This window comes from Streptomyces rishiriensis (genome assembly GCF_003112535.1).
Taxonomy (GTDB): Bacteria; Actinomycetota; Actinomycetes; order Streptomycetales; family Streptomycetaceae; genus Streptomyces; species Streptomyces rishiriensis.
Map to the genome: position 1 here is coordinate 86,863 of NZ_BEWA01000017.1, position 12,732 is coordinate 99,594.

The following is a 12,732-nucleotide window of genomic DNA, read 5'->3' on the forward strand; positions in this document are numbered from 1 at the left end:
GCGGTCGGATCAACCGCGCGCGGCGGCCAGCGATTCCCTGGCTGCGGCGGCGACGTTCTCGGCGGTGAAGCCGTAGGCGGCGAACAGCGTCCCGGCGTCGGCGGAGGCGCCGAAGTGCTCCAGGGAGACGATGCGTCCGGCGTCGCCCACGAAGCGGTGCCAGGTCAGGCCGATGCCCGCCTCGACCGCCACCCGGGCCTTCACCGACGGCGGCAGCACGCTCTCGCGGTACTCCCGCGGCTGCTCCTCGAACCACTCCACACACGGCATGGACACCACGCGTGTGCCGACGCCCTCGGCTTCGAGCGCCTCCCGCGCCGCCACCGCGAGCTGCACCTCGGAGCCGGTGGCGACGATCACGACGTCGGGCGTCCCGGACGAGGAGTCCCGCAGGACGTATCCGCCCTTCGCCGCGTCGGGGTCGGGCGCGTAGGTCGGCACTCCCTGCCGGGTGAGGACGAGTCCGTGCGGGGCCGGCCGGGTCGCGTGGCGCTCGAGGATCTCGCGCCAGGCGATGGCGGTCTCGTTGGCGTCGGCCGGGCGGACCACGTTCAGGCCCGGGACGGCGCGCAGCGACGCGAGGTGCTCGACCGGCTGGTGGGTCGGGCCGTCCTCGCCGAGACCGATGGAGTCGTGGGTCCACACGTAGGTCACCGGCAGCTGCATCAGCGCCGACATGCGCACGGCGTTGCGCATGTAGTCGGAGAACACCAGGAACGTGCCGCCGTAGATGCGGGTGTTGCCGTGCAGGGCGATGCCGTTCATCTCGGCGGCCATCGAGAACTCGCGGATGCCGAAGTGCACGGTCCGCCCGTACGGGCTCGCCTCGGGCAGCGGGTTGCCCTCGGGCAGGAACGACGACGTCTTGTCGATCGTCGTGTTGTTGGAGCCCGCCAGGTCGGCGGAGCCGCCCCACAGCTCGGGCAGGACGTCGCCCAGCGCCTGGAGCACCTTGCCGGACGCGGCACGGGTGGCGACGGACTTGCCGGGCTCGAACACCGGGAGCTTCTCCTGCCAGCCCTCGGGCAGCTGACCGGCCACCACCCGGTCGAAGAGCTCGGCGCGCTCGGGGTCCGTGCCGCGCCATGCGTCGAGCCGCTTGTCCCAGGCGGCGTGCGCCTCCGCGCCCCGGTCCAGGGCCGCGCGGGTGTGGGCGAGGACGTCGTCGGAGACCTGGAAGGTGCGCTCCGGGTCGAACCCGAGGACGCGCTTGGTGGCGGCGACCTCGTCCTCGCCGAGGGCGGCGCCGTGCGCGGCCCCGGTGCCCTGCGCGTTGGGCGCGGGCCAGGCGATGATCGTGCGCAGCGAGATGATCGAGGGCCGTCCGGTCTCGGCCTGCGCCGCCGTCAGGGCCGCGTACAGGGCCGGGACGTCGACGTCGCCGTCCTCGGCCGGCTCGACGCGCTGGGTGTGCCAGCCGTAGGCCGCGTAGCGCCCCAGCACGTCCTCGGAGAACGCGGTGGCGGTGTCGCCCTCGATGGAGATGCGGTTGTCGTCGTAGACGAGGACCAGGTTGCCCAGCTTCTGATGGCCCGCCAGGGAGGAGGCCTCCGCGGAGACGCCCTCCTGGAGGTCGCCGTCGGAGACGATCCCCCAGACGGTGTGGTCGAACGGCGACTCGCCGGCGGGGGAGTCCGGGTCGAACAGGCCGCGCTCGAAGCGGGCCGCCATCGCCATGCCCACGGCGTTGGCGACGCCCTGGCCCAGCGGGCCGGTGGTCGTCTCGACGCCGGCGGTGTGCCCGTACTCGGGGTGTCCGGGCGTCTTCGAGCCATGGGTGCGGAAACGCTTGAGGTCGTCGAGCTCCAGCTCGTAGCCGGAGAGGTACAGCTGCGTGTAGAGCGTCAGCGAGGTGTGGCCGGGGGACAGGACGAAACGGTCGCGGCCGGTCCACTCGGGGTCCGCGGGGTCATGCCGCATCACCTTCTGAAAGATCGTGTAGGCGACCGGCGCCAGACTCATCGCCGTCCCGGGGTGGCCGTTGCCCACCTGCTGCACGGCATCCGCAGCCAGAAGACGCGCCGTGTCGACGGCGCGCCGGTCGATGTCGGTCCACTCGAAGCTGTTCGGTGTCTGCGTGCTCATCTTCAAGAAATCCTCGATCGGAGCGGGTCAGCTGCTCTGGTGTGTTCAAACTTAAAAGTCTGACTTTTACGGTGGAAGGTCTCTCTGTGTCAGCCTGTGGTGAAAGTGGGACACCGCCGCACGCCCTACGAGCGGGGGCGGCGGCAAGCGGGCGACACGAGACGGACATGGTGGACACAAGTACCCAGGACGGCGCCGGTGAGGGCATCAGGACCTTTCCTTTCCCCGTCGAGCACAGCGTCGGCGGCGTGGGCATGCAGATCGGGCCGATGGGCGTCGGGCGCACCTGGCACACGGATGCCCCGCTGGACCGGGTCCACCGCATCGACTTCCACGTGGTGATGCTCTTCGACGACGGTCCGGTCCGCCACATGATCGATTTCGCCGAGCACGAGGCCGCGGCCGGGGATCTGCTGTGGATCCGCCCGGGTCAGGTCCACCGCTTCTCGACGACGAGCCAGTACCGCGGAACCGTCCTGACCATGCAGCCCGGCTTCCTGCCCCGCGCCACCGTCGAGGCCGCCGGCCTGTACCGCTACGACCTGCCGCCGCGCCTGCGTCCCGACGCGGCGCAGCTCGCGGGTCTGCGCGCGGCTCTGGCCTACCTGCGCGGGGAGTACGACGACGCGGCGCTGCCCCCGGGCCTGCACACGGCGGTGCTGCGGCACGCCCTGAGCGCGTTCCTGCTGCGGCTGGCGCACCTCGCGGCCAGCGGCGAGGAGGCGGCGCGCAGGCAGGCCGACACCACCTTCACGCTCTTCCGGGACGCCGTGGAGCGGGACTTCGCCGCCAACCACAGCGTCAGCGCCTACGCCGACGCCCTCGGCTACTCCCGCCGCACCCTCGTGCGCGCGGTCCGCGCGGCCACCGGCGAGACGCCGAAGGGGTTCATCGACAAGCGGGTCGTCCTGGAGGCGAAGCGGCTGCTGGCCCACACGGACCTGCCGATCGGCCGGGTCGGCGCCGCGGTGGGCTTCCCCGACGCGGCGAACTTCTCCAAGTTCTTCCACCTGCACACGGGACACACCCCGGTGGCCTTCCGCGCGGAACTGCGCTGAGGCCGGCCGGGGTGCGTCCCGTGTCCGTGTGCGGGAACACGGACGTGTGCGGGTGCGTGTGCGTGGACACGGACGGCGACGTCGAGGCCGACGTCAGGACGGTGCGTTCCGTGCCCTGGTGACGTCCTTCGCCGGGGACCGGTCAGTGTCCGAAGGAGAACCAGTTGACGTTGACGAAGTCCGCGGGCTGTCCGCTGGTGAAGGTCAGATACACGTCGTGGGTGCCGGTGACGGCGCTGATGTTGGCCGGGATGGTCCGCCAGGACTGCCAGCCGCCGGTGTTGCCCACGGCGAAGCTGCCGATCGGCGCGGCGGTACGGCTGTCGAGGCGCACCTCGACCAGTCCGCTGACCCCGCCCGCCGCTCCGCCGGCGACCCGTGCGCTGAACTGGGTGGCGGCCGAGGAGCCGAAGACGACGCCCTTGTAGAGCGCCCAGTCGCCGTTAGCCAGGGCGCCGATGTTCTGGCCTCCGCCGGTGTCGGTCGTCGCCTCGGTGATCGTCCCCGACTGGCTGTCGTAGGACTCCGCCTGGATCGTGCCGTAGGCGTCGCGGCTGCCGGACGGCGGGGGAGTGGTACCGCTCCCGCCGCCCGCGGCCTGGAGCACCTGCACGTAGTCGACCACCATCGGATGGCCGGGCTGGGTGTCGCCGTCCAGGCCGCCGCCGAAGGCGTCCGGGAACCCGCCGCCCATCGCGACGTTCAGGATGACGAAGTAGCCGTGGTTCGTCGCGTTGTTCCACGTCGTCGCGTCGACCTGGTTCGCGGTGACGGTGTGGTAGTTGACGCCGTCGACGTAGAAGCGGATCGCCTCCGGGGACACCGAGCGGTCCCACTCCGTCGCGTAGGTGTGGAAGCCGGACTGGCAGGTGGTGTTCGGGCACGCCACGGAGTTGCCGATGCCGGTGGTCTCGTTGCACGGACCGCCCGGACTGGTGCCGCAGTGCATCGTGGCCCACACCTTGTTCAGGCCCTGGACGTTCTCCATGATGTCCAGCTCGCCGACGCCGGGCCAGTTCTGGTAGTTGCCCCGGTAGGGCGCGCCGAGCGCCCAGAACGCGGGCCAGTAGCCCTCGGCTGCGGTGCCGGTCACGTTCGGCATCTGCAGCCGCGCCTCGACGCGCAGCTTGCCGCCGGCCGGGGGCCGGAAGTCGGTGCGCCTGGTCTCGATGCGGCCCGAGGTCCAGCGGCCGGCGGAGTCGCGCAGCGGCGTGATGCGCAGGTTGCCGTTGCCGTCGAGCGAGACGTTTCCGGTGCTGTCGGTCATCGTCTCGACCTCGCCGGTGCCCCAGTTGGCCGGTCCGCCCGGATACGAAGTCCCGGTGCTGTACTGCCAGTTCGTGGTGTTGACGCCGGTGCCGGCCGGGCCGGTGAAGTCGTCGAGGAAGACCTGCGACCAGCCGGTCGGCGGGGTGGGAGCGGAGGCGTTCGCGGGCAGGGTGACGGCGGCCGCCGCGGCGGCGGCGAGCCCGAGCGTGCTGAGGACGGCGATCAGCGCGCGTCGCCTTCTGGGGATGCCGGAGGTTGCACTCATGGGGGGCCTCTCGGGTACGGGGTGGGGTGCGCGGGTGACTTCGCGAGCACTCTGAGAGCGCTCTCAAAGTGGGCCCAATGTGCTCCCCGTCACTGGGGCCGTCAAGACTTAAAGCAAGGAAAGTGCTTTCGGGGCACGGAAGTTCACGGCTTGAACCGCCCGAACGTGCTGAAGCGGCGGCCTCTTGTGCGCGTGCGTCGCACCTCGGCCGCCCGGGGCGGCGCCGGGAGCCGGTGGCCTGCGGCGCGGTTCCGCATCGGCCCCGGGGGCGGCGTACGGTGCGGGGGCCGGATACGGCTCAGGGGGCCGCATACGGCCCGGGGGCCGCATACGGTTCAAGGGGTCGCATACGGCCCGGGGTGCGCCCCCGCCCCGGGGTGCGTTCCCGCCCCGGGGTGCACCCCCGCCCCGGGGTGCGTTCCCGCCCCCTATCCCAGCGGGTAGTCGTAGCGGACGAACCCGTTGAAGGCCGCCACCCTGTCGTACAGGGCACGGGCGGTGACGTTGTCCTCCCGGGTGGTCCAGTACAGCCGGGCCGCCCCCCGCTCGCGCGCCGCCCCGGCGACCCGTTCGATCAGCGCCCGGGCCGCTCCCCGGCCGCGCGCGGCCTCGTCGACGTAGAGGTCCTGGAGGTAACAGCTGTCGCCCGTCCAGCCCGTGGCGTGGAAGAGGTAGTGCGCGATGCCCACCAGTTCCCCGTCCACCCGGGCTCCCACGGCGTGCACGTCACGGCCCTCGCTCAGACGTCGCCACATCTGCTCGTATCCCTCATCGGGCACGTCCGTGCGGTAGAACCTCTTGTAGCCGCGTGCCAGCACTTCCCAGGCGGCGCGGTCCTGCGGGCTGAGCGAACCGGTCTCGATCATGGTTGCGCATTCTCGCCCGGAGCGCTCCGGGCCGCCGGCCCCGGCCGGGTCATTCTTCCCGGCTCTGCGGTCGCCAGCCCAGCGCCCGTGAGATGCCCCGGGCGGCGAGCCGCACCGCCGGCGTCAGCGTCGGGACCTGTGCGTCGGCGTGCGGGACGACGACCGACACGGCGGCGGCCACCGCGCCGTCGGGTCCGCGCACCGGAGCCGCCACCGACAGGGCGTCGTCGGTGACCTGACGGCTGCTCACCGCCACCCCGCTGCGCCGCACTTCGGCCAGCGCCCGGCGCAGTCGCGCCGGATCGGTGATGGTGTGGGAGGTGTAGGCGGTCAACGGCTGTGCGCAGTAGGCCGCTTGCAGCTCCGGTCCGCAGTGCGCCAGCAGTGCCAGCCCCACGCCGGTGACGTGCAGGGGCCAGCGAGCGCCCACCCGGATGTGCACCCCGACGGCCGAACGCCCGGACAGCCACTCGGTGTAGACGACCTCGGACCCGTCCCGCACCGCCAACTGCACGTTCTCGTGGGTGGCTTCGTACAGGTCCTCCAGGAAGGGCAGCGCCACCTGCCGCAGTGCGAGGCCGCGCGGCGCCAGCGCCGCGACCTCCCACAGCCGCAGCCCGACGTGGTACACGCCGGACGCGTCCCGCTCCAGCGCGCCCCACTCGGTCAGCGCGCCCACCAGACGGTGCGCGGTGGTGAGGGTGAGCCCGGCGCGCCGGCTGATGTCGCTCAGGGACAGCGCGGCATGCGTGTGGTCGAACGCGGCGAGCACCGACAGCAGCCGCTCGGGCGCGGAGCGGGAGGGAGCGGCGAGGACGTCCCGGTCCATCAAGGTCTCCTCACGGCGTCAGGCCATCGTGTCCCCGGCGATGCGCAGCAGCAGCGCGTGCAGCGTCTCGCGGTCGCCGGCGTCGAGGGGGTCCAGCAGCTCGTTCGTCACCCGCAGGCCCGCCTCGTCGGTGCCGCGCAGGAAGGCGCGGCCCTGCTCGGTGAGGGCGACGATCCGGCTGCGCCGGTCGTCCGGGGCGGGCCGGCGTTCGGCGAAGCCCAGCTTCTCCAGGTCGTCGACCAGGCCGACGATCGCGCTGGGGTCGTAGCCGAGCCGCGCGCTGAGCTCGCGCTGGAGGGCGCCCTCGGAGGTGGCCAGGAACCGCAGCACCGCGTAGTGGCGCAGCCGCAGCCCCGACTCCTGGAGGAACGCGTTGAACAGCTGACCCGAGCGCAGTCCCAGGCGGTAGAGCAGATAGCCCGTGTCCGCGTGCAGCCCGCGCATCCACGGCTCGTCCACGTCGATCGGGGCGGCGTTCACTGCGTTGTCCTGGCGGGCGATGGCGGGCTCCCTGGGCTCGGTCCCCTGTCGGGGGCGGTTCTCCGTACAGATTGCAGCATGGCGCACCAGAAGGTCGACAACAACTATTGACGACAACAATTATTGCTCATAGCTTCGATCTCGAAGTCGCGCTCCGAGCGACGTGGAGTCGCACCCGTGCGACAGCCGTGCGACAGCCATGCGCCACCCATGTGAAGGGACACCGTCGTGCCCAGCATCGATCTCACCGGCAAGGTCGCCGTCGTCACCGGCAGCGGCCGGGGCCTCGGCCTCGCCTACGCCCATGCCCTGGCCGCCCGCGGCGCCGCCGTGGTCGTCAACGACGTCGACGAGGCGGTCGCCGAGCAGGCCGTGAAGTCCCTGGTCGAGGCCGGCGGCCGGGCCGTCGCCGAGGTGGTCCCGGTCGGCACGACCGAGGCCGCCGAGCGGCTGGTGAACCGTGCCGTGCAGGAGTTCGGCCGGCTCGACGTCCTGGTCACCAACGCGGGCATCCTGCGGGACAAGGTGCTGTGGAAGATGACCGACGACGACTTCGACGCGGTGATCGCCACCCACCTCAAGGGCACCTTCACCTGCGCCCGCGCCGCCGCCGTGCGGATGCGCGAGCAGGGCGAGGGCGGCACGCTGATCCTCGTCGGCTCACCCGCCGGCCAGCGCGGCAACTTCGGCCAGACGAACTACGCGGCCGCCAAGGCCGGCATCGCCGCCTTCGCCCGCACCTGGTCCATGGAGCTGGGCCGCGCGGGCATCACCGTCAACGCGATCGTCCCCGTGGCCGCCACCGCCATGACCGAGACGATCCCCGCGTTCGCCCCGTACGTCGAGGCGCTGAAGAACGGCGAGCCGTTCCCGGACTTCCTGCGCAAGGGCGAGGGCTTCGGCACCCCCGAGGACTGCGCGGCCCTGGTGCCCTTCCTGGCCTCCGAGGCCGCCCGGGGCATCACCGGCCAGGCCATCGGCATCGGCGGCGACAAGGTGGCACTCTGGTCGCATCCGCAGGAGATCCGCGCGGCCTACGCCGACGGCGGCTGGACGCCGGAGAGCCTGGCCGACGCCTTCCCCACCTCGGTCGGCGCCGAGCTCCAGACGGTCGGCATCCCGGCCCCCAAGTTCCCGGAGGCGTGATGGACCCCGCCACCAACCCCGCCGGCGCCCCTTCCGCGAGTTCCCCGATGAACGTCGCCGAACTGGTCGCGATCGACGTCCACACCCACGCGGAGGTGTCCTCCAAGGGCCACTCCTCGCTCGACGACGACCTGCACGACGCCTCCTCCGCCTACTTCAAGGTCGAGGGAAAACGCAAGCCCACCCTGGAGGAGACGGCCCGGTACTACCGGGAGCGGAGGATGGCCGCCGTGATCTTCACGGTGGACGCCGAATCCGCGACCGGCACCGCGCCGGTCCCCAACGAGGAGGTCGCCGAGGCGGCGGCCGCCAACGCCGACGTCCTCATCCCCTTCGCCTCCGTCGACCCCTTCCGGGGGAAGGCGGGCGTGAAGCAGGCCCGCCGCCTGGTCGAGGAGTACGGGGTGAAGGGCTTCAAGTTCCACCCCAGCATCCAGGGCTTCTTCCCCAACGACCGGTCGGTCGCGTACGGCCTGTACGAGGTGATCGAGGAGACGGGCGCCATCGCCCTGTTCCACACCGGTCAGACCGGCATCGGCGCGGGCGTCCCGGGCGGCGGCGGGATCAGGCTCAAGTACTCCAACCCGCTGCACGTGGACGACGTGGCGGTCGACTTCCCGCACCTCAAGATCATCCTGGCGCATCCGTCGTTCCCCTGGCAGGACGAGGCCCTCGCCGTCGCCACGCACAAGCCGGGCGTGCACATCGACCTGTCCGGCTGGTCGCCGAAGTACTTCCCGCCGCAGCTCGTGCAGTACGCGAACACGCTGCTCAAGGACAAGGTGCTCTTCGGCTCCGACTTCCCCGTCCTCACCCCCGACCGCTGGCTCGCCGACTTCGACAAGCTGACGATCAAGGACGAGGTGAAGCCGAAGATCCTCAAGGAGAACGCCGCCCGGCTGCTCGGGCTGACCACACCGTAAGGGGCGTGGAAGATGCGCAACGAGGGACTGGGGTCCTGGCCCGCACGCCGGGCCCGCAAGACCCCGCACCGCACGGCCCTGGTCCACGGTGAGCAGTCCACGGACTACCGCACGCTGCACACCCGCACCACGCGCCTGGCGCACGCGCTGCGCGACCGGGGCGTACGGCGCGGCGACCGCATCGCCTATCTGGGCCCCAACCACCCCGCCTACCTGGAGACCCTGTTCGCCGCCGGCACGCTCGGCGCGGTGTTCGTCCCCCTCAACACCCGCCTCGCCGGCCCCGAGATCGCCTACCAGCTGGCCGACTCCGGAGCCAAGGCGCTCGTCTACGGCCCCTCCCACGCGGGCCTGGTCGCCGGACTCCCCGGGAGCACCGACGTGCGCACGTACGTCGAGGTCGGCGCCGAGTACGAGGCGGCGCTCGGCGCGGCCTCCGACGAGCCGATCGACACCCCGGTCACTCCGGACGACACCTGCATCATCATGTACACCTCGGGAACGACCGGCCGCCCCAAGGGCGCCATGCTCACGCACGGCAACCTCACCTGGAACGCGGTCAACGTCCTCGTCGACACCGACCTGGTCGCCGACGAGCGCGCCCTGGTCTCCGCGCCGTTGTTCCACACGGCCGGCCTGAACATGCTGACGCTGCCGGTGCTCCTCAAGGGCGGTTGCTGCGTCCTGGTCGAGGCCTTCGACCCGGCGGCCACGCTCGACCTGATCGAACGGCACCGGATCACCTTCATGTTCGGGGTGCCGACGATGTTCGAGCAGGTGGCCCGCCACCCGCGCTGGCCGGACGCGGACCTGTCCTCGCTGCGGATCCTGACCTGCGGCGGCTCCCCGGTGTCGACGCCGCTGATCACCGCCTACCAGGAACGCGGACTCACCTTCCTGCAGGGCTACGGCATGACCGAGGCGTCGCCCGGCACGCTGTTCCTGGACGCCGAGCACGCGGTCAGCAAGGCCGGCTCGGCCGGCGTCCCGCACTTCTTCAGCGACGTACGCGTCCTGCGCCCCGATCTCACCCCGGTCGACGTGGGCGAGACCGGCGAGGTCGTCGTCCGCGGACCGCACGTCATGCCCGGCTACTGGGGGCTGCCCGAGGAGACGGCCGCCTCCTTCGCCGACGGCTGGTTCCGCAGCGGCGACGCGGCCCGGGTCGACGAGGACGGATACGTGCACATCGTCGACCGCATCAAGGACATGATCATCTCCGGTGGGGAGAACATCTACCCCGCCGAGATCGAGGACCTGCTCCTCACCCACCCCGACGTCGTGGAGTGCGCGGTCATCGGCGTGTCCGACGACAAGTGGGGCGAGGTGCCGCGCGCCGTGATCGTGCCCCGCGAGGGCGCTTCGCTGGATCCCGACGAGGTGCTCGCGTCTCTGGCGGGCCGCCTCGCCAAGTACAAGATCCCCAAGTCGGTGGTGGTGGCGGAGGAACTTCCGCGCACGGCCTCCGGAAAGCTCCTGAAGTCCCGGGTGCGTTCCCGGTTCGGCACCACATCCTGACCAACTCCCCTGTGAGGAACGGCATATGAGCATCACCGTCAACGGCGTCGACGAGCTGAAGAAGCTGGCCGGCAGCGACCTGGGCACCAGCGAGTGGATCGAGGTCACCCAGGAGCGCATCGACACGTTCGCCGATGCGACCGGGGACCACCAGTGGATCCACGTCGACCCCGAGCGGGCTGCCGCCGGGCCCTTCGGGGCGCCGATCGCCCACGGTTACCTGACTCTCTCCCTGTTCATCCCGCTCTTCACCGAGCTGCTGGACGTCGAGGGCGTCACGACGAAGGTCAACTACGGGCTGAACAAGGTCCGTTTTCCCTCGCCGGTCAAGGTCGGCTCGCGGATCCGGCTGGTCGGCAAGCTGACCGAGGTCGAGGACGTGCCCGGCGGGGTGCAGATCACCGTCGACGGCGCGATCGAGATCGAGGGCGGCGCGAAGCCTGCGGCGGTGCTGCAGAGCCTGTCGCGCTTCTACGCGTGAGGCTGCGCCGCTTGAGCCGTTCGGCGCCGTAGGGGCTTGTGCCGTGGGGAACTGCGGGGCTGTTCGATGTCGGTCGCGCCCATGCGGCGGAGCCGCACATCGATACAGCCCCGGGCCCCTTTCGGAGCCGCGTCAGCCGGCCACGTCCACGAAGACCGGGTTGGAGTAGAACCAGGTGTCCGCCCACGGGTCGCCGTTGCCCGGCTCGTGCGGGATCGGGGCGTGCGGGTCGACGGACGCGCCCAGGTAACCGGTTCCGTTCCGGTTGCCGTCGCTGCCGCGCAGCCGGACGTAGAAGGACTCGTCTCCCACGGTGACCGGGACGCGCAGGGTGTACGTCCCCTTGCGGCCGCTCACGTCGGTCGTGCGCACGACCCGTGTGTCGGGAGCCCGCCAGGCGTCGCGGTCGGACACCGCACCGCGCACCGCGCCCCGGATCACGTCCACGTGTGCCAACTGCGGCAGGATTCCCTGGGGGTTGGGTCGGGAGGCGCTGGTGACGGTGATCTCCAGGGTGAGCTTCTCGCCCTTGCGCACCCGCAGCCGGCCGCCGAGGGTGACCCCGCGCCCGCCGCCGTGCTCGCGCCGCAGCCGGACCTCCAGGCCGTCGAGCAGATGCCCGTGGTCCAGCCAGACCCGCCCCTCGCGCAGACCCGTCATCACCGCGCGGTAGCCGTAGCGGGTCACGCCGACGTGGGTGCGGCTGAACTGGCCCGGCCAGAAGTCGCTGCCCGGCTGCGGGGTGTCGGTGTTCACCGGGTCGGGCAGCCTGCCGTTGGTGTCGAAGTTCTGCCCGGCCGGCCAGTCGCCGTTCTTCCAGGTGTCGAAGACCGTCCGGTGGTTGTCGGAGTTGGTCGTGATCGAGAACAGCCGTCCCTCGGCCAGCATCGAGTCCCACAGTCCGCCCACGGTCGCGGTCGCCCAGTCGAAGCCGCCGTACGTGAGGTAGGCGTCCGCCGGGTACCCCGCCCAGGACTGGGCCGACGGCTTGTTCTCGTACTCGCCGCGGATGGACGCGGCGCCGCGCCAACCGGGGAGCGCCGCGCCCTGGGCGCCGGGAGCGCCCTCCATGCCGATCATGATCTCGGGGGCCGCGTCGCGCCAGGCGCGCATCTCGTGCGGCGAGTCGATGCCCAGGCGGAGGGGGTGGTTGGCCAGGACGAGGACGTCGTCGACGAAGCCGGTGCGGCGCTGCTCGGCCAGCCACATGATCGCCTTGACGGCGTGCGCCTCGTTGCGGGCGGTGTCGGCCGCGCCGGCGGCGCCCTCGGTGTAGCCGAGCAGCTTTCCGTCGTAGGCGAGTTCGAACTTCGTCAGCAGATCGGCCTCGTGCGGACCGGGGGCGGCGAACACGGTGCAGTGCTCGGCGGCCGGGATGTACCACTCCAGCCCCTGGAAGATCAGCTGACGCGGGTTCTCGGCCCGGGCCTTCAGGATCTCCTCGTGCTCGAGCGCGGCGCCGAAGGAGGCGTGCCCGAAGTTGGCGTGCTCGTTGAACACCATCCAGTCCAGTCCGTACCGGGCGGCGGCCCGGGCCTGCTGGGAGAACGTGTACTTCGCGTCGTGGCTGTACACGGAGTGCACATGGTGGTCGCCGACGAGGTAGGCCAGACGCGGGTCCTCGCCGCCGTGGCCCCGGCCGGTGGCGGCGGCGGCCGGGGCGGCCGCGCCGCCCAGCGCGAACGCCGCGCCGAACAGGCCCGCCCGGCGCATGAGGTGACGTCTCGACACGCCCTGGGCGTCGAGGGCGGCGGGGGAGACCGCCGGATCGGCCCAGACGGGCAGTTGCTGCTCGGGCATGATGATCTCCGT

General features: G+C 71.7%; 11 protein-coding genes. 5 read left to right on the forward strand and 6 right to left on the reverse strand.

Annotated elements, in window-relative coordinates; translation table 11 throughout:
• Window positions 1–9: 9 nt before the first annotated feature.
• Window positions 10–2,085: a transketolase gene (tkt, locus tag Sri02f_RS28295; protein WP_109004156.1), complete on the reverse strand. Its 2,076-nt coding sequence runs from the start codon at window positions 2,083–2,085 to the stop codon at window positions 10–12.
• Window positions 2,086–2,252: 167 nt separating this feature from the next.
• On the opposite strand from tkt, the gene Sri02f_RS28300 reads away from it, so the two are divergent.
• A complete protein-coding gene (locus Sri02f_RS28300; protein WP_109004157.1) occupies window positions 2,253–3,143 on the forward strand; it encodes a helix-turn-helix domain-containing protein in 891 nt (296 codons plus the stop codon).
• Between the two features lie 142 nt (window positions 3,144–3,285).
• On the opposite strand, the gene Sri02f_RS28305 is transcribed toward Sri02f_RS28300, so the two are convergent.
• From Sri02f_RS28305 to Sri02f_RS28325, 4 genes are all read right to left on the reverse strand, one after another.
• Complete coding sequence (locus tag Sri02f_RS28305; protein WP_109004158.1) at window positions 3,286–4,677, reverse strand: glycoside hydrolase family 16 protein; 1,392 nt, start codon at window positions 4,675–4,677, stop codon at window positions 3,286–3,288.
• A gap of 428 nt (window positions 4,678–5,105) precedes the next feature.
• Window positions 5,106–5,543 (reverse strand): GNAT family N-acetyltransferase, encoded by a 438-nt coding sequence (locus Sri02f_RS28315; RefSeq protein WP_109004159.1) that lies wholly within the window; start codon window positions 5,541–5,543, stop codon window positions 5,106–5,108.
• Between the two features lie 49 nt (window positions 5,544–5,592).
• Window positions 5,593–6,372 carry an IclR family transcriptional regulator gene (locus tag Sri02f_RS28320; RefSeq protein ID WP_109004160.1) on the reverse strand — a complete coding sequence of 260 codons (780 nt, stop codon included), beginning with the start codon at window positions 6,370–6,372 and terminating at the stop codon, window positions 5,593–5,595.
• A gap of 18 nt (window positions 6,373–6,390) precedes the next feature.
• Complete coding sequence (locus tag Sri02f_RS28325; RefSeq protein WP_109004361.1) at window positions 6,391–6,816, reverse strand: MarR family winged helix-turn-helix transcriptional regulator; 426 nt, start codon at window positions 6,814–6,816, stop codon at window positions 6,391–6,393.
• A gap of 264 nt (window positions 6,817–7,080) precedes the next feature.
• Between Sri02f_RS28325 and Sri02f_RS28330 the strand changes: the two genes are divergently transcribed.
• The 4 genes from Sri02f_RS28330 to Sri02f_RS28345 are packed head-to-tail and all read left to right on the forward strand — an operon-like array spanning window position 7,081 to window position 10,920.
• The gene (locus tag Sri02f_RS28330) at window positions 7,081–7,998 is read left to right on the forward strand and encodes an SDR family NAD(P)-dependent oxidoreductase (protein WP_109004161.1); all 918 of its coding nucleotides are present in this window, start codon (window positions 7,081–7,083) and stop codon (window positions 7,996–7,998) included.
• Window positions 7,999–8,045: 47 nt separating this feature from the next.
• Window positions 8,046–8,921 (forward strand): amidohydrolase family protein, encoded by an 876-nt coding sequence (locus tag Sri02f_RS28335; protein ID WP_109004362.1) that lies wholly within the window; start codon window positions 8,046–8,048, stop codon window positions 8,919–8,921.
• Between the two features lie 12 nt (window positions 8,922–8,933).
• Complete coding sequence (locus Sri02f_RS28340; protein WP_109004162.1) at window positions 8,934–10,439, forward strand: acyl-CoA synthetase; 1,506 nt, start codon at window positions 8,934–8,936, stop codon at window positions 10,437–10,439.
• A 25-nt stretch (window positions 10,440–10,464) separates the two neighbouring features.
• Window positions 10,465–10,920, forward strand: coding sequence for a MaoC family dehydratase (locus Sri02f_RS28345; protein ID WP_109004163.1), 456 nt, complete (start codon window positions 10,465–10,467; stop codon window positions 10,918–10,920).
• 132 nt (window positions 10,921–11,052) lie between these two features.
• On the opposite strand, the gene Sri02f_RS28350 is transcribed toward Sri02f_RS28345, so the two are convergent.
• The gene (locus tag Sri02f_RS28350; protein WP_109004164.1) at window positions 11,053–12,720 is read right to left on the reverse strand and encodes a PHP domain-containing protein; all 1,668 of its coding nucleotides are present in this window, start codon (window positions 12,718–12,720) and stop codon (window positions 11,053–11,055) included.
• Between the last annotated feature and the right edge of the window lie 12 nt (window positions 12,721–12,732).

Coding starts and splice junctions, on each gene's coding strand:
- Sri02f_RS28345 (WP_109004163.1), top strand. CDS start 10,465: ATGAGCATCACCGTCAACGGCGTCGACGAGCTGAAGAAGCTGGCCGGC.
- Sri02f_RS28320 (WP_109004160.1), bottom strand. CDS start 6,372: ATGGACCGGGACGTCCTCGCCGCTCCCTCCCGCTCCGCGCCCGAGCGG.
- Sri02f_RS28305 (WP_109004158.1), bottom strand. CDS start 4,677: ATGAGTGCAACCTCCGGCATCCCCAGAAGGCGACGCGCGCTGATCGCC.
- Sri02f_RS28325 (WP_109004361.1), bottom strand. CDS start 6,816: ATGCGCGGGCTGCACGCGGACACGGGCTATCTGCTCTACCGCCTGGGA.
- Sri02f_RS28300 (WP_109004157.1), top strand. CDS start 2,253: ATGGTGGACACAAGTACCCAGGACGGCGCCGGTGAGGGCATCAGGACC.
- Sri02f_RS28335 (WP_109004362.1), top strand. CDS start 8,046: ATGAACGTCGCCGAACTGGTCGCGATCGACGTCCACACCCACGCGGAG.
- Sri02f_RS28350 (WP_109004164.1), bottom strand. CDS start 12,720: ATGCCCGAGCAGCAACTGCCCGTCTGGGCCGATCCGGCGGTCTCCCCC.
- Sri02f_RS28315 (WP_109004159.1), bottom strand. CDS start 5,543: ATGATCGAGACCGGTTCGCTCAGCCCGCAGGACCGCGCCGCCTGGGAA.
- tkt (WP_109004156.1), bottom strand. CDS start 2,085: ATGAGCACGCAGACACCGAACAGCTTCGAGTGGACCGACATCGACCGG.
- Sri02f_RS28340 (WP_109004162.1), top strand. CDS start 8,934: ATGCGCAACGAGGGACTGGGGTCCTGGCCCGCACGCCGGGCCCGCAAG.